This is a genomic window from Streptomyces antioxidans, assembly GCF_000968685.2.
GTDB lineage: Bacteria > Actinomycetota > Actinomycetes > Streptomycetales > Streptomycetaceae > Streptomyces > Streptomyces antioxidans.
Genome location: NZ_LAKD02000005.1, coordinates 195,002 through 221,165, shown reverse-complemented (window position 1 = coordinate 221,165; position 26,164 = coordinate 195,002). Strand labels below are relative to the sequence as shown.

Below are 26,164 nucleotides of genomic sequence, written 5' to 3'. Positions count from 1 at the left end.
GTTTCGGTGGTCATTGCGTTAGGGAAACGCCCGGCTACATTCCGAACCCGGAAGCTAAGCCTTTCAGCGCCGATGGTACTGCAGGGGGGACCCTGTGGGAGAGTAGGACGCCGCCGAACAATCTTTATGAAAAGCCCGGTTGGGAGCTTCGGCTCCTAACCGGGCTTTTCGCATTTCGGTTTGTAGGCTGACCTCATGCGCTATGACCTGGTCATCTTCGACAACGACGGAGTGCTCGTCGACAGCGAGCCCATCTCCAACCGGCTGCTCGCCGCCCACCTCACGGAGTTGGGGCACCCCACCAGCTACGAGGACTCCATACGCGACTACATGGGCTCCGCCCTGCACCGCGTCCACGACCTGGTACTCGAGCGCTCTGGCCGACGGCTTCCGTCCGACTTCGACTCCACCTTCCACGACCGGGTCTTTGACGCCTTCCGCCGCGAGCTGCGGCCCGTGGCCGGTGTGGCCGACGTGCTGGAGAAGCTGCGGGCCGACGGCGTTCCGTACTGTGTCGCCTCCTCCGGGAGCCATCAGCGCATCCGCGTCGCCCTCCGTACGACCGGGCTGTACGACCTCTTCGGCGAGGACCACATCTTCAGCTCCGAGGACGTGGGCCGGGGCAAGCCCGCCCCGGACCTGTTCCTGCACGCGGCCGAGTCCATGGGCGTCGCGCCCGAGCGCTGTGCCGTGGTCGAGGACAGCCCGCTCGGAGTCCAGGCCGCCCTGGCCGCCGGGATGGATGTGTACGGCTATACGGCCATGACGCCCGCCGCCAAACTCTCCGCCGCCCGGGGTCTCTTCACGGAGATGACCGAACTGCGAAGACTGCTCACCTCTACCCACAAGTAGCCCGGGGCCGTACGCTCCACGCCCATGACGGATGCGCGTGGAAGCCGCAGGCTCCGGCAGGGCCGGGCCTCATTGGCCATCAGCTTCTTCGTCCAGGGTGCGATCTTCGCTTTGCTGGTGACGCGCATACCCGCGCTCCAGGACCGGTACGGGATATCCGATGGGCTGCTGCCCGTCTTCCTGGCCGCCGTGCCGATCCTCGCCGGGGCGGGCAGCGTCGGCACCGAGCATCTGGTCAGGCGGATGCGTCCGGGGCTGGTCCTCCGCGTGGTGCAGCCCATCGTCTCCCTCGCCCTGCTGGCCGCCGGATCGGGCACGGCGGTGTGGCAGCTCGCGCTGGCGCTCGCGGTGTTCGGGCTGACGGTCGGGGCGCTCGACGCGTCGATGAACATGCTCGGGGTCAGCCTCCAGCGCGCCTACGGGCGCAGCATCATGCTCGGCTTCCACGGCGCGTACAGCCTTGGAGGGATCGCCGGGGCCTCGCTCGCCTGGGCCGGGGCACACTGGGACCTGCCGCTGCCCACGCTCTACGCGCCGCTGGTGGCCGTCCTGGTGCCCGTCGCGCTGATCGCCAGCCGCTGGTACGTCGACCGAGGCGCCCATCAGCCCGAACAGGCCCAAGGCGCCCATCAGACCGGACAAGCCGAGCTTCAGCCCCAGCAGGCCGAGCCCGCACGCCGCGACGGCGCCTCCGTGGGCATGCGCGCGCTGCTGCCGCTCTGCCTCGTCATGGCCTTCGCCTACATCGGCGATTCCACCGTCTCCAACTGGAGCGCCAAGTATCTGGAGGACGTGCTGCACAGCTCCGAGCAGCTGGCCACGGTCCCGTACAACGTCTATATGGTCACCACGCTCCTCGGCCGCTCCTTCGGCGACCTCGGGGTGCGGCGCTTCGGCGCGGTCACCGTGGTCAGGGCCGGGGCGCTGCTCGCGGGCGGCGGCTTCGCGGTGGTCGCGGCGGCGCCCGGGGCGTGGGTGGGGATGGCCGGGTTCACGCTGCTGGGGCTGGGGCTGTGCGTACTGGTGCCGCAGACCTTCGCGGCCGCGGGGCGGCTCTTCCCCGGGGCGTCCGATGCCGCCGTCGCCCGCCTGAACATCTTCAACTACGTGGGCTTCCTCATCGGCTCCCCGCTCGTCGGCGCGCTGGGCGGGGCGTGGAACTACCGTGCGGCGATGCTGGTGCCGATGGCGCTCGTGCTGATGACGATCCGGTACGCGAGGTCGTTCAGCCCCGTACCAGCCGGATACGGTGACGGGCATGAGCGGCCGCGCACAGTTGATGTGGGATGAGGAAGTAACCGGATACGACTTCGGCGCCGGGCATCCGATGGACCCGGTGCGGTTGGCGCTGACCATGCGGTTGGTGCAGGCGTACGGACTGGACCGGGCGGTCCGGGTGGTGGCCGCCAAACCGGCGGGGGAGTCGACGCTGCGCCTGGTCCACGGGCAGGAGTACATCGAGGCGGTACGACGGGCCTCGGGCGCCCCGGAGGCGGCGGACGGCTCGTACGGGCTCGGGACGATCGACGATCCAGCCTTCGCGGGGATGCACGAGGCGTCCGCACTGATCGCCGGGCAGTCGGTGGGCGCGGCCGAGGACGTCTGGCGCGGGGAGGCGCTGCACGCGGTGAACTTCGCGGGCGGGCTGCACCACGCCATGCCCCGGGGCGCGTCCGGGTTCTGCATCTACAACGACGCGGCGCTGGCGGTCGCGCGGCTGCTGGAGCTGGGTGCGGAGCGGGTCGCGTATGTGGATGTGGACGTCCACCACGGGGACGGGGTGCAGGCGGCCTTCTGGGACGATCCGCGAGTGCTGACGATCTCGCTGCACGAGCACCCCCGGACGCTGTTCCCGCAGACCGGCTGGCCGGAGGAGGCGGGCGGGGAGGGCGCCGAGGGCTCGGCGGTCAATCTGGCCCTCCCGGCCGGGACCTCGGACTCGGGCTGGCTGCGGGCCTTTCACGCGGTGGTGCCGGAACTGCTGGCGGCGTTCCGCCCGCAGGTGCTGGTGACCCAGCACGGCGCGGACACCCATGTCGAGGACCCGCTGGCCCACTTGGCGGTGACCGTCGACGCGCAGCGGGCGGTCGCCGAGAGCTGTCACCGGCTGGCGCACGAGCACGCGGACGGACGCTGGGTGGCGCTCGGGGGCGGCGGCTACGCGGTGGTGGACGTGGTGCCGCGGTCCTGGACGCATCTGGTCGCGATCGCGGCGGGGCGGCCGGTGGAGCCCACCACACCGGTGCCGGAGGAGTGGCGGCAGGAGGTGTACCGGCGGACCCGGATGGACGCGCCGCGGCGGATGACGGACGGGCGGGAGCCGGACTGGCAGGACTTCCACGAGGCCGGGTACGACCCGGCCGACCGGCTGGACCAGGCGGTTCTGGCGACACGCCGGGCGGTCTTCCCGCACCACGGGCTGCTGCCGTAGGGCGGCCAGCCCCCGGGGCCCCGCGTGGTCCGCGGGACAACCCGTAGCGGCCGTTACGCCAACCGTGGGGTCTGCCCGCGTATCCGGGCGGCCGAGGGGGCGGGTCCGCCAGCATCGGTGGCGTGTTGAGTACCGCGGCGCTGCGTGCGCATCTGCTGGCGGCGCGGCTCGCCGGGCCCGTGGCCACGAGCCGGGAGGGGAGCCTGCGCCGCTATCGGCTCTTCGCGGCCCGTGACCCCCGGGTGCTGCTCGGGCTGGAGCCCGAATACGACTGGTCCTTTATGGAATTGCTCGGCCTGATGGGCGAGAAATGCGGAGTTTCGATCGACCCGGCCAATGTTTCGGGTCCGGATGTGATCGATCCGGGGCTGACGATCGCCGCGCTGGACGCCTTCGCGGACCGGCTGCGCGGGGCCGCCCGGGACCGGCTCCCGGTGCTCCTCGGCACCGGTCATCCCCACCGTCTCCTCGGCTTCTACGCCGCGTTGGCGTCGGCGCTCTCGGCGGCGGGCTGCCGTGTCCTCACTCCCGCGCAGGGTAGATGTATCGACATAACGACGCGGTTCGGCGTACGTACCCACCGGCTCTCCTACGTACGAGGTGTCGCGATGGTGCGGGCGCCCGGCGCTCGCCCGACCGCGAGTGAGCCGGGCGCCCACAGCCATTCGCCGCTCCCGGTTCGGGTCGCCCTCGGCTGTGCCGCGGAGTCCGGCGGGCCCCTGCCCGGGCTTGTCATCGGAGACCACGGATGGGTCTGCGGAGCAGGTCAGCTGGGCTTTGAGGCCATCGGTCCCGGTGACACGGACGACCCCGCGCTGTTCGTCGGGGAGGCCGAGGGGCGGGTGTCCGTCGCCGTTCCGCTTGATGACGGTGTGCGGTCTGGTTACTACCGGCCGATTACTCGCTATGTACTCAATCGAGCGTGTCTGTCACAGTAGGCGTCCGATCGCTACTCCTCTTCCCCACTTGCATCACCCGCCCCTAACCTGGGGTGGAGCGCGCATGCGACCAGGAGTCACCGGAGGGGAAGCCGGTGCCCGACATGTGCGGAAGGTTCAGGTGTTGTCATGGCTGCTGGCGAACGGCCTCTGAACGAGGTTCAGTTTCTGACCGTGGCGGAAGTCGCCTCGGTGATGCGAGTGTCCAAGATGACCGTGTACCGCTTGGTGCACAGCGGTCATCTGCCGGCGATCCGGGTGGGCAGGTCTTTCCGGGTCCCAGAGCAAGCGGTTCATGAATACCTCCGCGAATCGTATGTGGGGGTGGAGTCCGCCTAGTCCGCCCAGGCCGTTTCCGGGCCCGGGGAGGACCCTCGGATTACGTGGTTCGCTTGGCGCCGGGTAGGCTGGCCCGATGTAGGTCGTGTGGGCTCGGACGCCCCGCACCGAGTGAATCGAAGTGAGCGAGGGTAGTCGTGGGCTCTGTTATCAAGAAGCGGCGCAAGCGGATGGCCAAGAAGAAGCACCGCAAGCTGCTCAAGCGCACGCGCGTCCAGCGTCGCAACAAGAAGTAAGCAAGCGACGCTGTGTTCGTCCCGCGGCCCTCCCACCACCGGTGGGAGGGCCGCGGTGCATGGGCGGCGCGGGTCTCCGCCGCGTCCGCCCCTGTGGCCCCGGCCTAAAACGTCGCACCGCGCGGCGAGTGGTCATCACAGTGCAACATCGACCGGTTACGGTGTTCGGCACAACCCAGCTCGGACGAGGGTGGGAAGGAAGGCGCTGATCTTGGGAAAGGTCGTGCTCGTCACCGGGGTCGCTCGCCGGCTGGGAGGCCGTTTCGTCCGGCGCATACAGCGCGAACCCGATGTGGAGCGGGTGATCGGCGTGGACGCCGTACCGCCCGAACACCGCCTCGGCGGCGCCGACTTCGTCCGGGCCGATATCCGTCATCCCACGATCGGGAAACTGCTCGCCGAATACGGCGTCCACACCGTCGTCCACATGGATATCAACGGCACTCCGCTGGGCGCGCGCGGCAATCGCGCCTCGGTCAAGGAGACCAATGTCATCGGCACCATGCAGCTGCTCGGCGCCTGCCAGAAGGCCCCGTCGGTGCAGCGGCTGGTGGTGAAGTCCAGCACCAGTGTCTACGGCTCCGCGCCCCGTGACCCCGCCGTCTTCAGCGAGACCACCCCGCCCAAATCCCTGCCCAGCGGCGGCTTCGCCAAGGACACCGTCGAGGTCGAGGGATACGTCCGCGGTTTCGCCCGGCGCCGCCCCGATGTCGCGGTGTGCGTGCTGCGCTTCGCCAACATCCTGGGGCCGTGCGCGGACTCCCCGCTCGCCGAGTACTTCGCGCTGCCGGTGCTGCCCACCGTCATCGGCTACGACCCGCGGCTGCAGTTCGTCCACGAGAAGGACGCCATCGAGGTGCTGCGGATCGCGGCCTCCGAACCGCGCCGGTCCACGCTCAACAGCGGCACGTTCAACATCGCCGGAGACGGGGTGCTGCTGCTCTCCCAGGCCGCCCGGCGGCTCGGCCGCCCGACCCTGCCGCTGCTGCTGCCCACCCTGCGCTGGGCCCGCACCGCACTGCGGTCCCTCGGCATCACCGACTTCTCGCCCGAGCAGATCCGGCTGCTCACCCACGGCCGGGTCGTGGCCACCACCCAGATGCGCGAGACCCTGGGATTCGAACCCGAGCACACCACCGCCGGTGCCCTCGCGGACTATGCGCACAGCCGCGGCCCCGGGCTGCTCCCGCCCGAGACCCTTGCCCGTACCGTCGACCGGCTCGCCGCGCTGCTGCCCGCCGGCGCCCAGCCTTAAGGAGCGCAACCACCATGGCGGACGCCAAGGTCATTCCGTTCGGTGAGGAGCCCCGGTCGTCCCGGAGGAAGGTCCCCCGGCTGGGCCGCGGCGGCCGCTCCCAGGGCTCGCTCAAGCCCGTACCGCAGCAGCGCGACGAGGCGCTTGAGCAGTGCCCCCAGACGGCGGCCGCGGCCGTGCCGCCCCTGCCTCCCGACCCGCCCAAACCCGCCCCGGGCAGCGGCGACTGGGAGCGCAAGCTGGCCCACGGGCTGAGTTTTCTGCGCCGCAGGATCACCGGGGACTACGAGGTCGACGACTTCGGCTACGACCACGATCTGACCGAGCAGGTGCTGATGTCCCTGCTCCGTCCGCTGTCCGACAAGTACTTCCGGGTCGAGGTGAAGGGGATCGAGAACATCCCCGACAGCGGCGGCGCCCTCGTCGTCGCCAACCACTCCGGAGTGCTCCCGCTGGACGGGCTGATGCTCCAGGTCGCGGTGCACGACAACCACCCGGCCAAGCGCCATCTGCGGCTGCTCGCCGCCGATCTGGTCTTCGTGCTGCCGGTCATCAACGAGCTGGCCCGCAAGGCCGGGCACACCCTCGCCTGTGCCGAGGACGCCCAGCTGCTGCTGGAGCGCGGCGAGGTGGTCGGGGTGATGCCGGAGGGCTTCAAGGGGATCGGCAAGCCGTTCGCCGAGCGGTACAAGCTGCAGCGCTTCGGGCGGGGCGGCTTTGTCTCGACGGCGCTGCGCGCGGGGGCGCCGATCGTGCCGTGCTCGATCGTGGGTGCGGAGGAAATCTACCCGATGGTGGGGAACGCGAGGACCCTGGCCCGGCTGCTCGGCATTCCGTACTTCCCGATCACGCCGACCTTCCCGCTGCTCGGGCCGCTGGGCGCGGTGCCGCTGCCGACGAAGTGGACCATCCAGTTCGGCGAGCCCATCCCCACCGACGGGCATCCGCCGGAGGCGGCGGACGACCCGATGCTGATGTTCAACCTGACCGACCAGGTACGAGAGACGATCCAGCACACGCTCTACAAGCTGCTCGTCCAGCGCCGGTCGGTGTTCTTCTGAGTTCGGGTTCCTGACCGAAAGGCGGTCCGGGGGCGGGCGGTGTGCCCACCCCCGGCACTTTCACCTCGTGTCGTCGCCGTCGATGCTCAGGCCCGGCAGCAGGTCCGGAAGGAGCGGGGGGATGGTGATGTCCGGCTGGGACGGCTTGCTGCCCGGGTCGCCCTTGCCCGTGGAGGGGCTGGGGCTGGACCCGCCCCCGAGCGGTGGGTCCAGCAGGTCACCTGCCCCGCCCACCAGCCCGCCGCTCTGGCTGCTGGTGCTGGCCGAGGACGACGGGTGCGGCCCGGGGGCCGTCTTCCCGTCGGTGCGGCCCCCGCTCGGGGCGGCCGAGGCGGACGCCGGGCGGTCGTCCGGGTCCAGCCCGCCCGCGCGCTGTGGCGTATGGCCGGTCTGCGGGCCGGACTGGGCCTGCTGGCCCTTCTTCGTGGGCAGCAACGCCCGCAGCGGACCGACCTCTTGGTCTATGGCGTCGAAGACCGAGCTCACCTCGTCGCCGACGTCCATGAGCTGGACCGGCAGCCGCTCGCGCAGTCGGCTCCAGCCGTCGCGGTGGGCCTGGGAGAAGCTGGACAGCTGCTGGATGGGGCCGAGCGAGCCATCGCGCTGATAGACCTCGTGGAGCAGCCGGTGGCCCTCGGAGGCGTCATGGCGCATCCCGGCCAGGACCCGGCGGATCTCGCCCAGCGAGTCATGGTCCAGATCGCCGGTGCGGGTCCGCTCCATCAGGCGGCGCGCCTCGCTCATCCGCGTGGACGCCTGGTCCAGATAGATCCGGCCCCGGTCGGCGTCGCCGTCCGCCATCTCGAGCTTCAGGTCTTCCATACCGCGCTTGAACCCGTAGAGGGTGTCTCCGGGCAGCGCGTTCGAGCTGGCCGCGGCGACGCCGCCGAACGCGCCCGCCGCCACGCCGACCGTGAGCCCCCCGGCCGCGAGCCCCTTGGACCAGCGGGAACGGGGGCGGAATCTTGCCACCGGGGGTTTGGCCCGGTGGGCACCACTGGGGCGGCGGCGCTGCTCGGGCACGCGCGGCGCCCCCTCGGCGAAGGCCGCCTCCATGGCGGCGAGCAGCTGCGCCCGCTGGGTGGCGCGGACCTCCGGGTCCAATGCCGGTGCGGGCAGCTCGCCCAGCCCGCTCGCCAGGGCCAGCAGCCGTCTCCGCTCGGCGCTCTCCGCCGATGGGGAACCTGGCTGTTGCTGCGGCGTCTCGTCCTGGGCGGCCTGGTGGTTGCTCTCCAGGTCCTCCAGGGCCTCCAGGGCCTTGGCGAAGGCGTTCGCCCGCCGGTGTGCCGATACGTTCGCGATCACAGGCGGCACCTCCTCTCGTCGTGACGGTCGACTCCCCAGGACACCCGAGGGTTCCGTGCCATGCGCGCGTCCACCCGATCGAGTGAGTGGATCACGGGCAGGGCACGACCACGAGGCGCCTGCATCCCCCACAACGAGCGGCGCAGCACCCGGGTTACGCCCTCCCCGGCGGCCCTCCCGACGGGCGGACGGACCGTGGCCGGGAGGATACGGACGGTCAGCGGGCGTCGTCCGGCAGGAGCCGGGCCAGGGTGCGCACGGCCCGGTACTGCAGCGTTTTGATCGCGCCCTCGTTCTTCCCCATGACCCGGGCGGTCTCGGCGACCGAGAGGCCCTGGAGGAAGCGGAGCGTCACGCACTCCTGCTGCTGCGGGTTGAGCTTGCGCACCGCCTGCAGCAGGGCCGCGTTGGACAGCGATTCGAGGACGGAGTCCTCGGGGCTGCGCTCGACCTCGTTGGCGTCCAGCATCTCGCCGGTGGTGACCTCGAGCCGGAAGCGGCTGGACTTGAAGTGGTCGGCGACGAGGTTGCGGGCGATGGTCACCAGCCAGGCGCCGAAGTCGCGGCCCTGCCAGGTGAAGGTGCCGATGCGGCGCAGGGCCCGCAGGAACGTCTCGCTGGTGAGGTCCTCGGCCGTGGCCCGGCCGCCCACGCGGTAGTAGATGTAGCGGTAGACCGTGTCGGCGTACTGGTCGTAGAGCCTGCCGAACGCCTCGGCCTCTCCGGACTGGGCGCGCTCGACGAGGTCCATCATGCGGCGGCTGTCGCTGTCGGCGCTTGGGCGCCGGGCGGTGGGGGTGGAGCCGCGGGGGCGTCTGCCCACCGCGGCGCCGCCGTCCGCCAGGGCGTAGCACGGACCGGCCTGGCCGGGGCGGTCGACCGTGCCGACGGCTGGGCTGACGGGCTGTGGGGTGGCGAGGGCGGGGACGGCATACGCGGTGGGGACGAAGCCGCGCAGACAGTCGAGGACCGTTGCGCGCAGCGTAGCCAGGCCCGAGGCGTCAACCCCGACGTGTGGGTACACGGGACTCCCAGAGGCAGAGCTTCCATCACGTGCAGTACGGGACCGTCACCCGCCGTAGGGACGCGTGGGTACCGGTTTGCGTCTAAGGAGAATAACGCTTCGTACAGGCGGCACTACACCCAGTTGCTCAAATCATCGTTTCCGTTCGCTCTGTTATGGATTGATGACGCATCAAGTATCGAACGCATGCCACCAATTGACCGGAACCGTTCGTGGGTTGTGCGATTGTGTGGCGTGTTGTGACAAAGCGGCGGTAAGGGGACTGGCGGGGGCGCTGTGGGGTAGGAAGCGCGGAATGACCGAAACAGGACGGGCGCGTTCGGTTGGTGACGCGGTGTATCGATGGGCACGTCGTCACGGAGCGCGATCGGCGGTCAGCCTTGACCGTCCTCGGTCACGGTCGTGCGCAGGCGGTCAGCACCGCCCGAACGGGGCACTCCGGAAGGGGCTCCACGGGAGGTCAGCGAGGGGTAGGGGTGACGCCGGGGGGCCGGGACGGGCCTCGGCGGCCGGTGGTCGGCGGCGGCCGGGGTGGTCAGCGGCGCCTGCGGTGCAGGGCCACCGCGGCCGCCGTGCCGCCCGCCACCGCGCCCACCCCGGCCGCCGCCGGAATGCCGATCTTGGCCGCTTTGCGTCCGGTGCGGTAGTCGCGCAGCCGCCAGCCGTGCTCGCGGGCGTGCCTGCGCAGCCGGGTGTCCGGATTCACCGCGTACGGATGGCCCACGATCGACAGCATCGGGATGTCGTTGGCGGAGTCGCTGTAGGCCGCGCAGCGGGCCAGGTCCAGCCCCTCGGCCCCCGCCAGCGCCCGTACGGCCTCGGCCTTGGCCGGGCCGTGCAGCGGTTCGCCGACCAGCCGGCCGGTGTAGATGCCGCCCACCGACTCGGCCACCGTGCCCAGCGCCCCGGTCAGCCCCAGCCGCCGGGCGATGATCGTCGCGGTCTCCACCGGTGCGGCGGTCACCAGCCAGACCCGCTGCCCGGCGTCCAGATGGGCCTGGGCGAGGGCGCGGGTGCCGGGCCAGATGCGGTCGGCCATGTACTCGTCGTAGATCTCCTCGCCGATCGACATCAGCTCGGCGACCCGGTGGCCCTTGACGATGGACAGGGCGCTGCTGCGCACGTCCTCCATGTGCGCCGGGTCCTCGACCCCGGCCATCCGGAACCAGGCCTGCTGCCAGGCGAAGCGGGCGAGTTCCCGCTTGCGGAAGAAGTGCCGCTTGTAGAGGCCGCGGCCGAAGTGGAAGAGCGCGGCGCCCTGCATGACCGTGTTGTCCAGGTCGAAGAAGGCGGCGGCCAGCTCGTCCCCGACGACGGGGAACTCCGGCTCGGCGGGCAGCTGCGCCGCGGGGGTCTCGGCCGACGACTTGCGCGCGGCCTCGGCCGACGCCTCTCCGGCGAGGACACTCCGCTCGGTGGCGGGTCGTCGGCGTCGGGTCAACCATCCCAGTGCGGCCATGGAGGGAGCATAGCCAGCGCTCCGGCGCATCCCGTTACGCCCGGGTGTCGGGCCGATTCAGGTTACGCGAAAGGGAGGCGCGCAGAGGCGCGCAGGGGGGAACGGGCCGGGTGCGGGGGCCCGGTGCGGGGGCCCGAATCAGCCGCCGAGCGCGGCGCGCAGCCGCTGGGGATTCACCCGCCAGAAGTCGTGCTGCTCGCCGTCGATCAGCACCACCGGGATCTGTTCCCAGTAGGCGCGGTACAGCTCCTCGTCCTGGGTGATGTCCTTCTTCTCCCAGGGGGTGCCCAGCTCGCCGCAGACCTCCTCGACCACGGCCTCGGCGTTCTCGCACAGATGGCAGTCGGGCTTGCCGATCAGCGTGACCGTGCGCTCGGTGGGCTTCTTGCGCGGAGTGCGGCGCAGCAGCGGAGTCATGTCCATAAGCATGCCCTCTCGCCCGCCCGGGCCGCCCCCGACGGATTCGGAAGTGGGCTGTCGGTCGATTACGATCGTGGGCGTTTTGTTGCTGTCCGGGGGTAAAAAGGTGAGGAGTGAGGGCCTGTGCTCCCGTCGGCGGTCCAGTGGGGCGCGCGCGCCCGCCGGGAACGGTGCGGCGCAGGTAGGGGTTCCGCGGTTGGCTCGATAAGGCGCGTGACACCGGTCACTTTGCTCGGACAAAGCGGACACCATCTTTGTGCACGCGTTCACAAAGACATAGCCTGCTGTCGATGGGGCGGTCATGAAACACCCGGCCGCCCGCAGCCTCGCTCTACCCGCAGGAGCACCGTGGCAACTGGCCGAACTCACCGACCGGCGACCCGTAGCCGAGGGATCCCCGAGGCCACCGTCGCCCGGCTACCGCTGTATCTGCGGGCGCTGACCGCTCTCTCCGAGCGCTCGGTGCCCACGGTCTCCTCGGAGGAGCTGGCCACCGCGGCCGGCGTCAATTCGGCCAAGCTGCGCAAGGACTTCTCCTATCTCGGTTCGTACGGCACCCGCGGTGTCGGCTACGACGTCGAGTACCTCGTCTACCAGATCTCGCGGGAGCTCGGGCTCACCCAGGACTGGCCGGTTGTGATCGTCGGCATCGGTAACCTCGGCGCCGCGCTCGCCAACTACGGCGGCTTCGCCTCCCGTGGCTTCCGGGTCGCCGCGCTGATCGACGCCGACCCCGCGATGGCCGGGAAGCCGGTCGCGGGCATCCCGGTGCAGCACACGGATGAGCTCGAGAAGATCATCACGGACAACGGGGTCTCGATCGGCGTCATCGCCACCCCGGCGGGCGCGGCCCAGCAGGTCTGCGACCGGCTCGTGGCCGCCGGGATCACCTCGATCCTCAACTTCGCGCCCACCGTGCTGTCCGTTCCGGACGGGGTGGACGTGCGCAAGGTCGATCTCTCCATCGAGCTCCAGATCCTCGCCTTCCACGAGCAGCGCAAGGCGGGCGAGGAGGCCAGTGCCCCCGAGGAGGCCGCGGGGGCGGTTCCACCGCCGCCCGTCGCGCCCCATCGCGCGCGCCCCGGCGCCCCCGGCGCCCCCGGCGCCCCCGGCGCCGACAGTGGCCGGCAAGGACCTGACGGGGACGTGCCCGCCGTGATGCCCGCATGAGTCTCCTCGTCGTCGGACTGAGTCACCGCAGCGCGCCCGTGAGCGTGCTGGAGCGCGCCGCCCTGGTGGGGGACGAGCAGTCGAAGCTGGTGCAGGACGCCCTCGTGGCCGAGCCCGCCACCGAGGCCGCGGTGCTGGCCACCTGCAACCGCATCGAGCTCTACGCCGACGTGGACAAGTTCCACGCCGGGGTCGCCGAGCTGTCCACGCTGCTCGCCCAGCACACCGGCGTCGGCCTCGACGAGCTCACCCCGTACCTCTACGTCCACTACGAGGACCGGGCCGTCCACCACCTGTTCTCGGTGGCCTGCGGGCTGGACTCCATGGTCGTCGGCGAGGGCCAGATCCTCGGCCAGATCAAGGACGCGCTGGCGCTGGGGCAGGAGCTGCACACCGCCGGGCGGCTGCTGAACGATCTCTTCCAGCAGGCGCTGCGGGTCGGCAAGCGGGCCCACAGCGAGACCGGGATCGACCGGGCGGGCCAGTCGCTGGTCACCTTCGGCCTGGAGCAGCTGGCCCAGGGCGCGCCGGTGGCCGAGTGGGCCCGGGGCAAGCGTGCCCTGGTGATCGGCGCCGGTTCGATGTCCTCGCTGGCCGCGGCGACGCTCGCGCGCGCCGGTGTATCAGAACTGGTGATCGCCAACAGGACGTTGGAGCGGGCGCTGCGCCTGGCCGAGTCCCTGGCCCAGCAGCACGCCGCCACCCGGGCCGCGATCGCGCCCGCCGACCCCGCCGGTGCGGAAACGTTGCGCGCGGGTCTGGTGGCCCGCGCCGTCCCCCGGGACCGGGTCTACGCCGAGCTGCCGCACGCCGACATCGTGGTGTCCTGTACGGGCGCGACCGGCCTGGTCCTGACCGCCGCCGAGCTGCGCACCGCACTCGCCCAGCGCGCCGCCTGCCCGCCCGGGGCGCACCCCGCCGGGACGGACGTCTCGCTGCTCGACCTGGCGATGCCGCGCGACATAGACGCGGCGGCGCACCGGATCGACGGGCTCCACCTGGCGGACATCGAGTCCCTGGCCGAGGCGGCCGCCGAGCCGTCCGGCGCGCCGGGCTCGTCCGCCGGGGCGATGGCCGCCGATGTGGACACGGTGCGGGCGATCGTCTCCGAGGAGGTGGCCGCCTTCGGGGCGGCCCAGCGTGCCGCGCACATCACCCCGACGGTCGTCGCGCTGCGTACCATGGCGGCGGACGTCGTCGCCAGTGAGATCGCCCGCCTCGACGGGCGACTTCCCGATCTGGACGACAAGCAGCGGGCCGAGATCACGCAGACCGTGCGCCGGGTCGTCGACAAGCTGCTGCACGCGCCCACCGTGCGGGTCAAGCAGCTCGCGAGCACTCCGGGCGGCGCCGGTTACGCCGACGCGCTGCGGGAGCTCTTCGACCTCGATCCGCAGGCGGTCGCCGCCGTCAGCCGCGCCGAGGGCTCGGCCCGCACCGCGGAACCGAACGACCCGAAGGGAGGCCGGGCATGAACCCCACCCCCTCACCCGCCGCCTCCGGCGGCGCTCCGCCGCTGCGCCTGGGCACCCGCCGCAGCGCGCTCGCCATGGCCCAGTCCGGCCTGGTCGCGGACCTGGTCCGGGAGGCCACCGGGCGCCCTGTCGAGCTCGTCGAGATCACCACGTACGGCGACACCTCGCGGGAGCACCTGGCCCAGATCGGCGGCGCCGGGGTCTTCGTCTCGGCGCTGCGCGAGGCGCTGCTCGGGGGCGGGATCGATCTGGCCGTGCACTCGCTGAAGGACCTTCCCACCGCGGAGCCCGAGGGGCTGGCGCTGGCCGCGGTCCCGCGCCGCGAGGACCCGCGTGACGCGCTGATCGCCCGGGACGGGCTCACCTTCGCCCAGCTCCCGCCCGGGGCCAGGATAGGCACCGGCTCCCCGCGCCGCGCGGCCCAGCTGAACGCGTGGGCCCGCTCCCGCGGCCTCGACATCGAGACCGTGCCGATACGCGGCAACGTCGGCACCCGCATCGGCTACGTCCGCTCGGGACGGCTGGACGCCGTGGTGCTCGCCGCCGCCGGTCTGATCCGTCTGGGACGGATCGGCGAGGCGACCGAGCTGCTTGACGCCGACCATGTTTTGCCCGCCCCCGGCCAGGGGGCCCTGGCAGTGGAGTGTGCCGCGTCCAACGCGGCGCTCGCTGCCCGGCTCGCCGAGCTCGACGACCCGTCCACACGGGTCGCCGTGACCGCCGAGCGATCCCTGCTCGCCGCCCTGGAGGCCGGCTGCAGCGCACCCGTGGGGGCGCTGGCCGACCTGCTGGGCGACGGTCAGGCTGTCACCGAAATGCGCCTGCGCGGCGTCGTCGGCACGCTCGACGGCACGACGCTGGTGCAGCTGTCCACCACCGGTCCCGTACCCGCATCGCCCAGTGGGGCCGCGGACCTCGGTCGCGTACTCGCCGCCGAGATGCTCGCCAAGGGTGCGGCCGGTCTTATGGGGGAGCGAGCACTTTGAACCCCACCGCCCCGAATCACCCCGGCTGCGGACACGTCACCTTCCTCGGTGCGGGCCCCGGAGATCCGGGCCTGCTGACCTTGCGCGCCGTGGAGGCACTTGCCACCGCGGACGTGTTGATCGCCGACCCTCAAGTGCTCGACGTGGTGCGCGAGCACGTCAGGCCGGGCGTGGCCGCGGACGCTCAGGGCACACCGCGGCAGGCGGACGCTGATGGGTCGTCAGCCACCGCCGCCGTCCCGGTACTCAGGGACAGCGCCAATCTTGTCATGACGGCCGCGCGCGGCGGCAAGCGGGTCGTGCGCGCGGTCGCGGGCGACCCCGGCCTCGATGGATACGCCGCCGACGAGATGCTCGCCTGCGCGGCCGAGGGCATCGTCTTCGAGGTGGTGCCCGGTGTGGCCGCCGCGGTGGGGGTGCCCGCCTACGCGGGAGTGCCGCTGCGGGACGCCCACAGCGCGGATGTGCGCTTCGTGGACGCCCTGAGCGCCGATGAGCGCTGCTGGAGCGAGATCGGTTCGTCCGACGCGACCGCCGTGGTCTCCGCGACCCTGGAGACGGTGGCCGCCGCCGCGGGCGAGCTGGTGGCCGCGGGCCGCAAGCCGGACACTCCGCTCACCGTGACCGTCGCCGGTACCACCACCCGCCAGCGGACCTGGACCGCGACGCTGGGGACCATCGCCCAGGTGCTGAAGGCGGCCAAGGTGCTGCCGTCGCCGCAGGGCGCCCAGCCGGTGATAGCCGTGGTCGGCGAGCAGAGCGCGGCCGGCCGGCGCGATCAGCTGTCATGGTTCGAATCCAAGCCGCTGTTCGGCTGGAAGGTCCTGGTGCCGCGCACCAAGGAGCAGGCCGCCTCGCTCTCCGATCAGCTGCGCGGCTACGGCGCGGTGCCCAGTGAGGTGCCGACCATCGCCGTGGAGCCGCCGCGCACCCCGCAGCAGATGGAGCGCGCCGTGAAGGGCCTGGTCACCGGGCGCTATGAGTGGATCGCCTTCACCTCGGTGAACGCGGTCAAGGCGGTGCGCGAGAAGTTCGAGGAGTACGGGCTCGACGCCCGCGCGTTCGCCGGGATCAAGGTCGCGGCGGTGGGCGAGCAGACCGCCAGGTCGCTGATCGACTTCGGGGTGAAGCCGGATCTGGTGCCCAGCGGTGAGCAGTCCGCGGCCGGGCTGCTGGAGGACTGGCCGCCGTACGACCCGGTCTTCGACCCGATCGACCGGGTGTTCCTGCCGCGGGCCGACATCGCCACCGAGACCCTGGTCGCCGGGCTGATCGAGCTGGGCTGGGAGGTCGACGACGTGACCGCGTACCGCACCGTGCGCGCCTCGCCGCCGCCGGCCGAGACCCGTGAGGCCATCAAGGGCGGCGGGTTCGACGCGGTGCTCTTCACCTCGTCGTCCACCGTGCGGAACCTCGTCGGCATCGCGGGCAAGCCGCACAATGTCACTGTCATCGCCTGTATCGGCCCGGCCACCGCGAAGACCGCGGAGGAGCACGGACTGCGGGTGGATGTGCTGTCGCCCGAGCCCTCGGTGCTCAAGCTGGCCGAGGCGCTCGCTGACTTCGGGACGGCGCGGCGGCAGGCCGCGGTCGAGGCCGGGGAGCCGGTCACCCGCCCGAGCGAGCGACGGCCCGGTTCACGAAGGAGGGCACGCTCTTGACCACCTCGTACGGCGGCTTCCCCGGTACGCGGCCGCGGCGGCTGCGCACCACGCCCGCGATGCGGCGCATGGTCGCGGAGACCCGGCTGCACCCGTCCGGGCTGATCCTGCCCGCGTTCGTCCGCGAGGGCGTGACCGAGCCGGTGTCGCTGCGGTCGATGCCGGGCGTGGTCCAGCACACCCGGGACACGCTGCGGAAGGCGGCGGCCGAGGCGGTCGCCGCGGGGGTCGGCGGGATCATGCTCTTCGGGGTGCCCGAGGAGTCCAAGAAGGACGCGGTCGGCACCCCCGGCACGGACCCGGACGGCATCCTCCAGGTGGCGATCCGCGATGTGCGCGCCGAGGTCGGCGACGACCTCGTGATCATGTCCGACCTCTGTCTGGACGAGCACACCGACCACGGCCACTGCGGGGTCCTGGACGCCGAGGGCCGGGTGGACAACGACGCCACGCTGGAGCGGTACGCGGAGATGGCCCGCGTCCAGGCCGACGCGGGCGTCCACACGGTGGGCCCGAGCGGGATGATGGACGGGCAGGTCGGAGTGGTCCGTGAGGCGCTGGATGGCGCCGGGCACCAGGACGTGTCGATCCTCGCCTACACCGTGAAGTACGCCTCCGCCTTCTTCGGCCCGTTCCGCGAGGCGGTGGGCTCCTCGCTGAGGGGCGACCGCAAGACCTACCAGCAGGACCCGGCCAACGCCCGTGAGTCGCTGCGCGAGCTGGAGCTGGACCTGGCCGAGGGCGCGGACATGGTCATGGTGAAGCCCGCCCTGCCGTACCTGGACATCCTGCGGCAGATCGCCGACGCCGTGGACGTGCCGGTGGCCGCGTACCAGATCTCCGGTGAATACGCGATGGTCGAGGCGGCCGCGGCCAACGGCTGGATCGACCGCGACCGCGCCATCATGGAGACGCTGACCTCGGTACGGCGGGCGGGCGCGGGAATGATCCTCACGTACTGGGCGACGGAGGTCGCGCAGCGGCTGAACCGCGGGGAGTGACCGGAATGACGACGGGGCCGGGGGCGCGGAGCCCCCGGCTTTCGCGTCACCGGCCTTCGCGTCACCGGTCGGCCTTCATGTCACCGGTCCCCGCGCCCCGCGGGGGCCAGTCTGGCCCAGACCGCGAACGCCGCCGCCACGGCCAGCAGTCCGAGGCCGATCCACAGGTTGATGCGGATGCCGTCGGCCTTGGCCACCTCGGCGGCGCCGTCCGTCACGCCCAGCACGGTCAGCACCGCGCCGTAGAGGCCGAGCAGCCCGGCGATGAGCCAGCGCACATCGAAGGTCTTGCCCGGGGTCATGGGGTCCTCGCCCCTCTTCATGTCGCTCATACGGCGATCACCAGCCAGACGCTCAGGGCCGCTGTCAGGGTCAGGATGACGCTCCCCAGCACCACCGGGGACTTCCACCACGGCTGCCGCACCAGCGCCTCATGGGCGTCCGGCGAGTCGGGGTCGGGCAGGCCCCACACCAGACCGGCCAGTTCGGCGACCGGCTTGGGCCTGGTGACGAGGGTGACCGCGACCGTGACGACCGCGTCCACGGCGAAGGCGAAGAGCGCGCCGTAGAAGTTGGCCATCTGGGCGTTGATGGTGTCGTGCGGGCCGACCTGGCCGCCGGGGTAGAACCAGCCGATGTGGTACGCGGAGAGATGGGCCGCTGCCGCCGCGGCCGTGCCGGAGAGCATGCCCCAGAAGCCCGCCCACGGGGTGACCCGCTTCCAGAACATCGCCAGCAGGAAGGTCGCGAACAGCGGCGAGTTGAAGAACGAGAACAGCAGCTGGATGTAGTTCTGGATGTTGTCGTACTCGGAGGCGACGAACGCGGCGGCCACGCTCACCGCGATGCCCGCGACCGTGGCGTAGCGCCCGGCCTTGAGGTAGTAGCCGTCCTCGCGCCCCTTGACCACGTACGGCTTCCAGATGTCGTACGTGAACACGGTGTTGAAGCCGGAGATGTTGGCCGCCATGCCCGCCATGAAGGCCGCCAGCAGCCCGGTGAGCGCGATGCCGAGCACACCGCTCGGCAGGAAGCGCTGCATCATCTCGGGGATCACGTCGTTGTACGTGGGCCCGCCGGGCTTTCCCAGCCGGGGGACGATGATCAGCGCGATCATGCCGGGGACCACGGTGAACAGCGGCAACGCCATCTTGGGGAAGGCGGCGATCAACGGGGTGCGGCGGGCCGCGTTGAGGTCCTTGGCGGCCAGGGACCGCTGCACCTCGGCGAAGTTGGTGGTCCAGTAGCCGAACGCGAGGACGAAGCCCTCGCCCATCGCCAGGCCGATCCAGTCGCCCAGCGGATTGGTCCAGTGGCCCGGTGTGGTGCCCTGCCAGGTGTGCAGCAGACCGGGGTCCTGTACGGCCTCCTTGAGGCCGCTGAAGCCGCCCACCGAGTGCAGCCCGATGACGACGATCGGTATGAGTCCGGCGAGGATCACGAAGAACTGCAGCACCTCGCCGTAGATCGCGCCCGCGAGCCCGCCCAGGGTGATGTACGCGAGGACGAAGACCGCCGACAGCAGGATGGACAGCCACAGCGGCCAGCCGATCAGCAGCTTGACGATCAGGGCGAGCGCGAAGAGGTTCACCCCGGCCAGCAGCATCTGCGCCACGGCGAAGACGACGCTGTTGAGGAGATGGGTCTGGTTGTTGAAGCGGCGGCGCAGATACTCCGAGACGCTGTGGACCCGCGTCGAGTAGTAGAACGGCATCATCACGACGCCGAGGAAGACCATCGCGGGGATGGCCCCGAGCCAGTAGAAGTGCACCGCGGCGGCCCCGTACTGGGCGCCGTTGGCCGCGCCGCCGATGATCTCCAGGGCGCCGAGGTTGGCGGATATGAAGGCCAGGCCGGTGATCCAGGCGGGCATCGAGCGCCCGGCGAGGAAGAAGTCACCGGTGGTGTGGACGGCCCGCTTGGTGGTCAGGCCGATGGCGACGATCGCGCCGAAGTAGACGGCGAGCAGGAACCAGTCGACGGCTCCGAGGCTGAGCGTGCCGGTCATCACCGGCCCCTGACGACGAGGTCGGCGGTCGCCCGCCCGGGGGCCACCAGCCGGGCGTTGGCCTCGTCGGAGGTGAGGACCCAGCGTTCGGCCTCGGCGGGCTCCTTGCCGAACTGCCGATGGCGCTCGATCAGCCGCCGCACCCGCTCCTCGGTGTCCAGCTCGACCCACCAGGTCTCGTCCAGCAGTTCGCGGACCGGGCGCCAGGGCGCGTCGTCCAGCAGCAGGTAGTTGCCCTCGGTGATGACGAGCGGGACCTCGGGAGCCACCGGGATGGAGCCCGCGATGGGCTGCTCCAGCTCGCGTTCGAAGCCCGGCGCGTACACCGGCTCGCCGGGGCGCGGCTCCTTGAGCCGCCGCAGCAGCGCGGTGTAGCCGTACGGGTCGAAGGTCTCCGGGGCGCCCTTGCGGCCGGTCAGGCCGAGGCGGCGCAGCTCGGTGTCGGCGAGGTGGAAGCCGTCCATCGGGACGAGGACGGCGCGGTCCGGGCCGAGCGCCCCGGCCAGGTGCTCGGCGAGGGTGGTCTTGCCGGCCCCGGGCGGTCCGGCGATGCCGAGCAGTTGGCGGTGGCCGGAGTCGGCCAGGCGCCGGGCGCGCTCGAGGAGTTGCTGGGGAGTCATGGCGGATGCCTTCGGGAGTGCGGGTCTTGTGGGGAATGCGGGTCGTTCGGGGAGTGCGGGTCTTGCGGGGCGTCCGTGGTCTCGGGCGGGTGCGGGGTCAGACCACCGCCGCGCGGGCGTGGGCGGCCTTGAGCTGGCCTGCGATGTACGAGCGGGCGTGGGCGGCGAGGTCGGCGCCGTCGGACCACAGATCGCGCCAGACGGCGAGGTCATGGGAGAGACCGGGGGCGATCACGGCGGAGGAGAAGGACTCGAAGGTGATCGGGCCCTGGTAGCCGATGTCCGCGAGGGCGTGGAAGAAGGCGGGGAAGTCCACGGTGCCGGAGCCGAGGTAGCCGCGGTGGGACTCACCGATGTGGACGTAGCCGAGGCGGTCGCCGCAGGCGCGGACCGGGCGGGAGAAGTCCTGCTCCTCGATGTTCATGTGGTACGTGTCCAGGTGGACCAGCACATTGGCCGCGCCGATCTCGTCGATCAGCTCAAGGCCCTGCCGGGCGGTGTTGACCAGGTTGGACTCATAGCGGTTGACGACCTCCAGGCCGAGCGTCACGCCCAGTCCTTCGGCCTCGGCGGCGAGCCTGCGCAGGGCCCGGACGGCGTGTTCGCGGCCCTTGGCGGTCGGCGGGTGGCCGTACTTGCCGAGCGCGCCGTAGAGCACCCCGCCGAAGTAGTGGCCGCCCAGGTCATGGGTGAGGCGGAGGGCCTGGCGCAGCAGCGCTTCGCCGCGGGCGGCGGTCGCGGGGTCATCGGAGGAGACGTCCGAGTCGAAGGGGAGGCCGCGGGAGCAGACGACGCCGAGCTCATGGGCGGCGAGCACCTCGCGGGTGGCCTTCACATCGACGATCCCCGGGTCGTGGAGGGAGATCTCGACCAGGTCGTATCCGGCCTCGCGGCTGCGGGCGGCGGCGGTCCGGGCGCCCTCGGGCGTCCAGTCGCCGGTCCACACGAGTGCGTGCACTCCGAGGTCGTTCATGGCGATCCCTTCTGCTGCCTGCCCTTCGGGCGTGCTGTGCGGCATTGCCCGCCTGATGCTACGCATCTTTTGCATGAAGGCAATACATAAGTCTTCTTGGGATCGGTCGTAAAGGAAGGTACGGTGTGGGCGGTACCGAACAGAGCGTGAACGGCGGAGGACAGGGCCCAGTGGCGGAGGCGGTCTCGGCAGGTCAGCCAGTGCAGGCGCATCCCACGGGCCCCGGGGCGGTGCTGGCGCTCATCCGCGGCGGCCGGGCCGCCACCCGCGCCCAGCTGATGGCGGCCACCGGGCTCTCCCGGTCCACCATGGCCAACCGACTGGAGGCGCTGACCGAGGCGGGCTATCTGGAGGCGTCCGGCGCGGCCGACTCCACCGGCGGTCGCCCGGCGGGCTCCTTCCGGCTGCGCCGCGACGCTGGGGTGCTGTTGGTGGCCGACATCGGCGGCAGCCATGTGCACACCGCGCTCGCCGACATGGCCTGTGACGTCCTCGTCTCGCACCGCAGGGACCTCGATGTGGCCGAGGGTCCCGAGGTGGTGCTCGGCCAGGTGGCCGCCGACTTCCGGCGGCTGCTGAAGGAGGCGGGCGAGCCCGCCGGGCGGGTGCGCGGCATCGGCGTCGGCGTGCCGGGTCCGGTCGAGTCGGGCACCGGCCGGGTGGTCAGCCCGCCCATCATGACCGGCTGGGACGGCTATACGGTGCCCGACTTCTTCCGCGAGACCTACGACTGCCCAGTGCTGGCCGACAAGGACACCAATCTGATGGCGCTGGGCGAGCACCGGGTCAACTGGCCCGACGTCCGGCACCTGCTCTTCGTCAAGGCGGGCACCGGCATCGGCTCCGGTCTGGTGCTCGGCGGCCGGCTCCACCACGGCTCCCAGGGCGCCGCGGGCGACATCGGCCACATCCCCGCCCCCGGGCTCGACGAGACCTCCCCGGACGCGCCCCTGTGCCGCTGTGGCAACTCCGGCTGTCTGGAGGCGGTGACCGGCGGCTGGGCCCTGGTGCGCGACCTCACCGCCGCCGGGCACGAGGTGGCCACCACCGACGATGTGGTGCGCCTGGTGCGCTCCGGCAACGGCGACGCCGTACGGCTGCTGCGCCACGCCGGGCGGCAGCTCGGGCAGGGCGTCGCCGACGCGGTCAGCCTGCTCAACCCGTCGATCCTGGTGGTCGGCGGCGGCCTGGCCCATGCCCAGGAGCACCTGATCGCCGGTATCCGGGAGGTCACCTACCGCCGGTCGCTGCCCCTGGCCACCCGGGACCTGCGGGTGGTCCTCTCCCCGCTGGCCACCCGCGCGGGTGTCACCGGCGCGGCCCATATGGTCGCCGACGCCCTCTTCGACCCGGCGGCGGTCGACTCCCGGCTGCGGTGACACGGCGCCGGGCGCGCCCCGGGGCACAGCCGCGCACCCGGGGGAATTTCCAGGAAATCTCCGCAGAGGGCACATCCATCGGGCCCTCTCAGGCGTCTGATCAGGGAGCGGCCCTGCGATGCGGCCGCAGGCCAGGGGCATTTGGAGATATTCACGTTGAAAACCGGCATGAAGGGTCTACGTCGCGTATCCGCGGTCACGATCACCGCTGGAGCCGTGCTGACGGCGGGGGCGTTCACCGCCTCCGCGCAGGCCGCGACGACCGCTACTCCCACGATCGCCGCCAAGGGCGGTTTCGTGATGAACAACGCCACGGGCAAGAGCCTGTTCACCAAGGCCGCGGACAGCCGTCTTTCCACCGGCTCCACCACCAAGATCATGACCGCCCGGGTGGTGCTCGCACAGCCGAACCTCAACCTGGACGCCAAGGTCACGGTCCAGAAGGCGTACAGCGACTACATCGTCGACAACAACTGGGCCTCCTCGGCCAAGCTGATCGTCGGCGACAAGGTCACCGTCCGCCAGCTGCTGTACGGGCTGATGCTCCCGTCCGGCTGTGACGCGGCGTACGCGCTGGCGGACAAGTTCGGCACCGGATCCACCCGGGCCGCGCGGGTGAAGTCGTTCATCGGCAAGATGAACACCACCGCCAAGTCCCTCGGGCTGAAGAACACCCACTTCGACTCGTTCGACGGCATCGGGCACGGCGCCAACTACTCGACGCCGCGCGATCTGACCAAGCTGGCCAGCAGCGCGATGAAGTACTCCACGTTCCGCTCGGTCGTGAAGACGAAGTCGACCAAGCAGAAGGTGACCACGAAGAGCGGCGGCTACCGCTATATGTCGTGGACCAACACCAACAATCTGCTGGGCAGTTACTCGGGCACCATCGGCGTCAAGACCGGCTCGGGCCCGGAGGCCAAGTACTGCCTGGTCTTCGCCGCCACCCGGAGCGGGAAGACGATGATCGGCACCGTTCTCGCCTCCACCTCGGTGGACAAGCGCACGGCGGACGCGAAGAAGCTGATGGACTACGGCTTCGGCAGGTAGCCGACCCCCGTAGCACGGCGAGGGGCCTGCCCCGCGAACCCATCGGGTCGCGGGGCAGGCCCCTCGTCATGGCCGCGGCGCCGCGTTCAGCGCACCGGGTTCAACGCCCGGCTTTTCGCGCTCAGCTTGGCGCGTTCGACGCCTGGCGTTTCAACGCTCAGCTTGCCGCCTTCGCGGAGTGCGCCACGTCCACCACGACATGGCCGTCGGTCTGGAAGACGCGGAACGGCAGCCGTTCCCGCACCCCGAGGCCCACCTGGGTGTCACCCTCGACGCTGGCGCCGAAGCGGGTGTCACGGAAGGTCTGGTAGCCGGAGACGTCCACCCCCCGCAGCGGCTTGCCCGCCCGCCCCGGGTACGACTCCGCGCCGCTGGCCGGGTCGTAGCTCGGCGCGGACACACGGATGTCCAGGATCGCGTCGCCGTGGACCGGGATCTTCTCGCCCGAGCCGTCCTGGTGCAGGGCGTCCACATACCCCACGTGGTAGCCGACGGGATCGGCGGCCGTGGCCCCCTTCACGTCGAACACGATGCGGTCGTAGCACGCGTGCCGCCCCGTCCTGATGTTCCCCAGCGGAGTGTGTTCCTCCGGCTGGGCCTTCTTCTCGCCGCTGCCCCAGCCGTTCTCGCAGGTCGTCGCCGTCTTGGCCGCGGTCTGCGTGGCGGCTCCGGCCGTCCCTGCCGTTGTCGCCGCTGCCAGCGCGCCGCCCGCGAGCGCCATCGCCGCGAGCGCGGTGCCCCACCGTCGCATGGTGAGCCCCCAATGGTCTGTTGTCTGTTGGTCTGTTGTCTGTAGGTGTGTGGTGTGTTGGTGGCCTGCTGATGACAGGTGATTCACGGGATTGGACGGGCCCGGGCGGCGAGAAGTTGTTCCGGCCAGGAAAGGTGGCACGAAGTGTCCTCCGCGCGGGGGCACTCACGGCAGTCGCCCGGGGGTTTTCCCCCGGTTGGGTCGGCCGGGTGCCCGGATGGGACGGGAAGGCCCGTTCGACAAGGCTTGTGCACATGAGACCGATGACCGGCAAGACCGCCGCACTGACCCTCGCCACCGCCGCCACCGCCTCCGTCCTCGGGGTCGCGTCCGCGAACGCGACCCCGGACCCGCCGGCCGGCCCGGCCGCCGCCGCGCTCGACTGGGGCGCCTGCGAGGGCACCGGGCTCGACCCCCGCCAGGAGTGCGCCACGCTCAAGGTGCCGCTGGACTACCGCGATCCCGGCGGCAGGCGGATCTCCCTCGCCGTCTCCCGCATCCCCAGCGAGCGGCCGCGGGCCCGCCGGGGCGCCCTGGTGCTGATCCCGGGCGGCCCCGGATCGCCCGGTCTCGAGCAGCCCAGCACGCTCGGCAAACAGCTGCCGCAGTCGGTGCGGGACGCCTACGACATCGTCAGCTTCGACCCGCGTGGCCTGGGGCGGTCCACCCACACCGGATGCGATCTGAACCCCGCCGATCTCTCGCTGCTCGCCTCCCGCCCCTGGCCCGCCCCGAATGGGGACATCACGGAGAACATCACCACCAGCCGCCGCATCGCCGACACCTGCGCCCGCAACGGCGGCGAACTGCTGCGCACCATCAGCACCGTCAACGAGGCGCGGGACATCGACAGCGTCCGCCGGGCGCTCGGCGAACGGAAGCTGTCCGCATGGGGCGTCTCATACGGGACGTACGCGGGCTCCGTCTACGCCCAGCTGTTCCCCGAGCACACCGACCGCTGGGTGCTGGACAGCAATGACGACCCGGACCCGGAGCGGGTGGAGCGCGGCTGGCTGGCCAACTACGCCGTGGGCGTCGAGGACACCTTTCCCGACTTCGCCCGCTGGGCCTCCGACCCGGGCAGCCCCGTGCGGCTCGCCGAGACCCCCGACGGAGTGCGGCGGCGGGTCCTGGACCTGGCCGCCCGGCTGGACGCGAAGCCGCTGCCGTGGCCCGGCGCCAACCCGCCCGAGCTGAACGGCAACGCGCTGCGCCAGGGCATGCTGAACGCCCTGTACTCCCGGGACGGCTTCGAGGGCCTGGCCCGGCTGATCGTCGACGCGGACGCGGGCGAGGTGCCCGCCGAGGCACCGGCCGACCCCCCGCAGGACGCCGCGGCCGTGTCCCTCGCGACCATCTGCAACGACGTGGAGTGGCCCACCTCCCTGCCCGACTACGCGCGGGATGTCGCGGTCAGCCGTAAGAGCCACCCGCTCACCGCGGGGATGCCGGTGAACGTCACACCGTGCGCGTTCTGGCATGACGAGCCGCGGGACAAGCCGGTGCGGATCACCGAGCAGGGGCCGTCGAACGTCCTGCTGGTGCAGAACAAGCGGGATGTGGCCACCCCGTACGGAGGGGCGCGGGGCCTCCGGCGTGCCTTTGGCGACCGGGCCCGGATGGTCAGCGTGGACGCGATGGGGCACGGCGCGGCGTATGTGGAGAACGGCAGCGCCTGCGCGGACCGGAGGGTGACGGACTTCCTGCTGACCGGTGAGCGGCCGAAGCGCGATGTGCTCTGCCGGTGACGCGGTGACGCGGTGACGCGGT

Annotated in this window: 25 protein-coding genes and 1 rRNA gene; 17 read left to right on the top strand and 9 right to left on the bottom strand. The window is 71.6% G+C overall.

The features are described 5' to 3' along the window. Positions 1 to 2 precede the first annotated feature (2 nt). The 9 genes from rrf (at position 3) to VT50_RS04900 (ending at position 7,112) form a co-directional block, all read left to right on the top strand. Positions 3 to 119 (top strand): 5S ribosomal RNA (gene rrf / locus VT50_RS04940). A gap of 76 nt (positions 120 to 195) precedes the next feature. Beyond that, positions 196 to 852 (top strand): HAD family hydrolase, encoded by a 657-nt coding sequence (locus VT50_RS04935; RefSeq protein ID WP_046084290.1) that lies wholly within the window; start codon positions 196 to 198, stop codon positions 850 to 852. Between the two features lie 24 nt (positions 853 to 876). Further along, on the top strand, positions 877 to 2,142 hold the full coding sequence (locus VT50_RS04930) for an MFS transporter (RefSeq protein WP_046084289.1): 1,266 nt from the start codon (positions 877 to 879) through the stop codon (positions 2,140 to 2,142). Continuing rightward, a complete protein-coding gene (locus VT50_RS04925) occupies positions 2,111 to 3,283 on the top strand; it encodes an acetoin utilization protein AcuC (RefSeq protein ID WP_046084288.1) in 1,173 nt (390 codons plus the stop codon). The genes VT50_RS04930 and VT50_RS04925 overlap by 32 nt, the downstream gene beginning before the upstream one ends. A 122-nt stretch (positions 3,284 to 3,405) precedes the next feature. Next, positions 3,406 to 4,221, top strand: a complete 816-nt coding sequence (locus VT50_RS04920; RefSeq protein WP_046084287.1) for a phosphatase — start codon at positions 3,406 to 3,408, stop codon at positions 4,219 to 4,221. A 129-nt stretch (positions 4,222 to 4,350) separates the two neighbouring features. Continuing rightward, positions 4,351 to 4,560 (top strand): helix-turn-helix domain-containing protein, encoded by a 210-nt coding sequence (locus VT50_RS04915; RefSeq protein ID WP_014053989.1) that lies wholly within the window; start codon positions 4,351 to 4,353, stop codon positions 4,558 to 4,560. A gap of 137 nt (positions 4,561 to 4,697) precedes the next feature. After that, positions 4,698 to 4,796, top strand: coding sequence for a 30S ribosomal protein bS22 (locus tag VT50_RS04910; protein WP_003948845.1), 99 nt, complete (start codon positions 4,698 to 4,700; stop codon positions 4,794 to 4,796). Between the two features lie 211 nt (positions 4,797 to 5,007). Continuing rightward, positions 5,008 to 6,051 carry an NAD-dependent epimerase/dehydratase family protein gene (locus VT50_RS04905; RefSeq protein WP_046084286.1) on the top strand — a complete coding sequence of 348 codons (1,044 nt, stop codon included), beginning with the start codon at positions 5,008 to 5,010 and terminating at the stop codon, positions 6,049 to 6,051. 14 nt (positions 6,052 to 6,065) lie between these two features. Further along, on the top strand, positions 6,066 to 7,112 hold the full coding sequence (locus tag VT50_RS04900) for a lysophospholipid acyltransferase family protein (protein ID WP_046084285.1): 1,047 nt from the start codon (positions 6,066 to 6,068) through the stop codon (positions 7,110 to 7,112). 60 nt (positions 7,113 to 7,172) lie between these two features. Here the strand turns inward: VT50_RS04900 and VT50_RS04895 are convergent, their stop codons facing one another. The 4 genes from VT50_RS04895 to VT50_RS04880 all read right to left on the bottom strand — a co-directional run bounded on the left by VT50_RS04895 (position 7,173) and on the right by VT50_RS04880 (position 11,317). Continuing rightward, positions 7,173 to 8,417, bottom strand: a complete 1,245-nt coding sequence (locus tag VT50_RS04895) for a DUF5667 domain-containing protein (protein ID WP_046084284.1) — start codon at positions 8,415 to 8,417, stop codon at positions 7,173 to 7,175. A 217-nt stretch (positions 8,418 to 8,634) separates the two neighbouring features. Continuing rightward, positions 8,635 to 9,441, bottom strand: coding sequence for an ECF subfamily RNA polymerase sigma factor, BldN family (locus VT50_RS04890; RefSeq protein WP_046084283.1), 807 nt, complete (start codon positions 9,439 to 9,441; stop codon positions 8,635 to 8,637). A 535-nt stretch (positions 9,442 to 9,976) separates the two neighbouring features. Beyond that, on the bottom strand, positions 9,977 to 10,900 hold the full coding sequence (locus VT50_RS04885; protein ID WP_046084282.1) for an HAD family hydrolase: 924 nt from the start codon (positions 10,898 to 10,900) through the stop codon (positions 9,977 to 9,979). Positions 10,901 to 11,038: 138 nt separating this feature from the next. Then, positions 11,039 to 11,317 carry a glutaredoxin family protein gene (locus tag VT50_RS04880; protein ID WP_046084297.1) on the bottom strand — a complete coding sequence of 93 codons (279 nt, stop codon included), beginning with the start codon at positions 11,315 to 11,317 and terminating at the stop codon, positions 11,039 to 11,041. Between the two features lie 351 nt (positions 11,318 to 11,668). On the opposite strand from VT50_RS04880, the gene VT50_RS04875 reads away from it, so the two are divergent. Genes VT50_RS04875 through hemB form a run of 5 tightly spaced genes read left to right on the top strand, consistent with a single transcriptional unit; the run spans position 11,669 to position 17,613 of the window. Further along, on the top strand, positions 11,669 to 12,490 hold the full coding sequence (locus VT50_RS04875) for a redox-sensing transcriptional repressor Rex (protein WP_046084281.1): 822 nt from the start codon (positions 11,669 to 11,671) through the stop codon (positions 12,488 to 12,490). Further along, the gene (locus VT50_RS04870; protein ID WP_046084280.1) at positions 12,487 to 13,965 is read left to right on the top strand and encodes a glutamyl-tRNA reductase; all 1,479 of its coding nucleotides are present in this window, start codon (positions 12,487 to 12,489) and stop codon (positions 13,963 to 13,965) included. Before VT50_RS04875 ends, VT50_RS04870 begins: the two co-directional genes overlap by 4 nt. Next, the gene (hemC, locus tag VT50_RS04865; RefSeq protein ID WP_046084279.1) at positions 13,962 to 14,951 is read left to right on the top strand and encodes a hydroxymethylbilane synthase; all 990 of its coding nucleotides are present in this window, start codon (positions 13,962 to 13,964) and stop codon (positions 14,949 to 14,951) included. Before VT50_RS04870 ends, hemC begins: the two co-directional genes overlap by 4 nt. Beyond that, complete coding sequence (locus VT50_RS04860) at positions 14,948 to 16,612, top strand: bifunctional uroporphyrinogen-III C-methyltransferase/uroporphyrinogen-III synthase (protein WP_046084278.1); 1,665 nt, start codon at positions 14,948 to 14,950, stop codon at positions 16,610 to 16,612. Before hemC ends, VT50_RS04860 begins: the two co-directional genes overlap by 4 nt. After that, the gene (gene hemB, locus VT50_RS04855) at positions 16,609 to 17,613 is read left to right on the top strand and encodes a porphobilinogen synthase (RefSeq protein ID WP_046084277.1); all 1,005 of its coding nucleotides are present in this window, start codon (positions 16,609 to 16,611) and stop codon (positions 17,611 to 17,613) included. The genes VT50_RS04860 and hemB overlap by 4 nt, the downstream gene beginning before the upstream one ends. An 80-nt stretch (positions 17,614 to 17,693) precedes the next feature. Here the strand turns inward: hemB and VT50_RS04850 are convergent, their stop codons facing one another. The 4 genes from VT50_RS04850 to VT50_RS04835 form a co-directional block, all read right to left on the bottom strand. Continuing rightward, complete coding sequence (locus VT50_RS04850) at positions 17,694 to 17,945, bottom strand: hypothetical protein (RefSeq protein WP_206269342.1); 252 nt, start codon at positions 17,943 to 17,945, stop codon at positions 17,694 to 17,696. Then, complete coding sequence (locus VT50_RS04845) at positions 17,942 to 19,621, bottom strand: sodium:solute symporter family protein (RefSeq protein WP_046084275.1); 1,680 nt, start codon at positions 19,619 to 19,621, stop codon at positions 17,942 to 17,944. Before VT50_RS04845 ends, VT50_RS04850 begins: the two co-directional genes overlap by 4 nt. Then, positions 19,621 to 20,241 carry a nucleoside/nucleotide kinase family protein gene (locus VT50_RS04840; protein ID WP_046084274.1) on the bottom strand — a complete coding sequence of 207 codons (621 nt, stop codon included), beginning with the start codon at positions 20,239 to 20,241 and terminating at the stop codon, positions 19,621 to 19,623. The genes VT50_RS04845 and VT50_RS04840 overlap by 1 nt, the downstream gene beginning before the upstream one ends. A 97-nt stretch (positions 20,242 to 20,338) precedes the next feature. Continuing rightward, a complete protein-coding gene (locus VT50_RS04835; protein WP_046084273.1) occupies positions 20,339 to 21,214 on the bottom strand; it encodes a sugar phosphate isomerase/epimerase family protein in 876 nt (291 codons plus the stop codon). A gap of 125 nt (positions 21,215 to 21,339) precedes the next feature. Here VT50_RS04835 and VT50_RS04830 point away from each other — a divergent pair, with 125 nt between their 5' ends. Together VT50_RS04830 and VT50_RS04825 are read left to right on the top strand one after the other, a co-directional pair. Then, positions 21,340 to 22,593, top strand: a complete 1,254-nt coding sequence (locus VT50_RS04830) for an ROK family protein (protein WP_240529040.1) — start codon at positions 21,340 to 21,342, stop codon at positions 22,591 to 22,593. Between the two features lie 168 nt (positions 22,594 to 22,761). Then, on the top strand, positions 22,762 to 23,643 hold the full coding sequence (locus tag VT50_RS04825) for a D-alanyl-D-alanine carboxypeptidase family protein (protein ID WP_046084271.1): 882 nt from the start codon (positions 22,762 to 22,764) through the stop codon (positions 23,641 to 23,643). Between the two features lie 157 nt (positions 23,644 to 23,800). Here VT50_RS04825 and VT50_RS04820 read toward each other — a convergent pair whose 3' ends face one another. Further along, positions 23,801 to 24,394, bottom strand: a complete 594-nt coding sequence (locus VT50_RS04820) for an AMIN-like domain-containing (lipo)protein (protein ID WP_046084270.1) — start codon at positions 24,392 to 24,394, stop codon at positions 23,801 to 23,803. A gap of 254 nt (positions 24,395 to 24,648) precedes the next feature. On the opposite strand from VT50_RS04820, the gene VT50_RS04815 reads away from it, so the two are divergent. After that, positions 24,649 to 26,142, top strand: coding sequence for an alpha/beta hydrolase (locus VT50_RS04815; protein WP_046084269.1), 1,494 nt, complete (start codon positions 24,649 to 24,651; stop codon positions 26,140 to 26,142). The last annotated feature ends 22 nt before the right edge of the window (positions 26,143 to 26,164 follow it).

Bases quoted from the DNA above. Each gene is read 5' to 3' on its own strand.
- VT50_RS04850 (WP_206269342.1), bottom strand. From the start codon at position 17,945: ATGAGCGACATGAAGAGGGGCGAGGACCCCATGACCCCGGGCAAGACC.
- VT50_RS04840 (WP_046084274.1), bottom strand. From the start codon at position 20,241: ATGACTCCCCAGCAACTCCTCGAGCGCGCCCGGCGCCTGGCCGACTCC.
- VT50_RS04825 (WP_046084271.1), top strand. From the start codon at position 22,762: ATGAAGGGTCTACGTCGCGTATCCGCGGTCACGATCACCGCTGGAGCC.
- VT50_RS04845 (WP_046084275.1), bottom strand. From the start codon at position 19,621: ATGACCGGCACGCTCAGCCTCGGAGCCGTCGACTGGTTCCTGCTCGCC.
- VT50_RS04835 (WP_046084273.1), bottom strand. From the start codon at position 21,214: ATGAACGACCTCGGAGTGCACGCACTCGTGTGGACCGGCGACTGGACG.
- hemC (WP_046084279.1), top strand. From the start codon at position 13,962: ATGAACCCCACCCCCTCACCCGCCGCCTCCGGCGGCGCTCCGCCGCTG.
- VT50_RS04930 (WP_046084289.1), top strand. From the start codon at position 877: ATGACGGATGCGCGTGGAAGCCGCAGGCTCCGGCAGGGCCGGGCCTCA.
- VT50_RS04915 (WP_014053989.1), top strand. From the start codon at position 4,351: ATGGCTGCTGGCGAACGGCCTCTGAACGAGGTTCAGTTTCTGACCGTG.
- VT50_RS04815 (WP_046084269.1), top strand. From the start codon at position 24,649: ATGAGACCGATGACCGGCAAGACCGCCGCACTGACCCTCGCCACCGCC.
- VT50_RS04885 (WP_046084282.1), bottom strand. From the start codon at position 10,900: ATGGCCGCACTGGGATGGTTGACCCGACGCCGACGACCCGCCACCGAG.
- VT50_RS04870 (WP_046084280.1), top strand. From the start codon at position 12,487: ATGAGTCTCCTCGTCGTCGGACTGAGTCACCGCAGCGCGCCCGTGAGC.
- VT50_RS04935 (WP_046084290.1), top strand. From the start codon at position 196: ATGCGCTATGACCTGGTCATCTTCGACAACGACGGAGTGCTCGTCGAC.
- VT50_RS04900 (WP_046084285.1), top strand. From the start codon at position 6,066: ATGGCGGACGCCAAGGTCATTCCGTTCGGTGAGGAGCCCCGGTCGTCC.
- VT50_RS04925 (WP_046084288.1), top strand. From the start codon at position 2,111: ATGAGCGGCCGCGCACAGTTGATGTGGGATGAGGAAGTAACCGGATAC.
- VT50_RS04820 (WP_046084270.1), bottom strand. From the start codon at position 24,394: ATGCGACGGTGGGGCACCGCGCTCGCGGCGATGGCGCTCGCGGGCGGC.
- VT50_RS04880 (WP_046084297.1), bottom strand. From the start codon at position 11,317: ATGACTCCGCTGCTGCGCCGCACTCCGCGCAAGAAGCCCACCGAGCGC.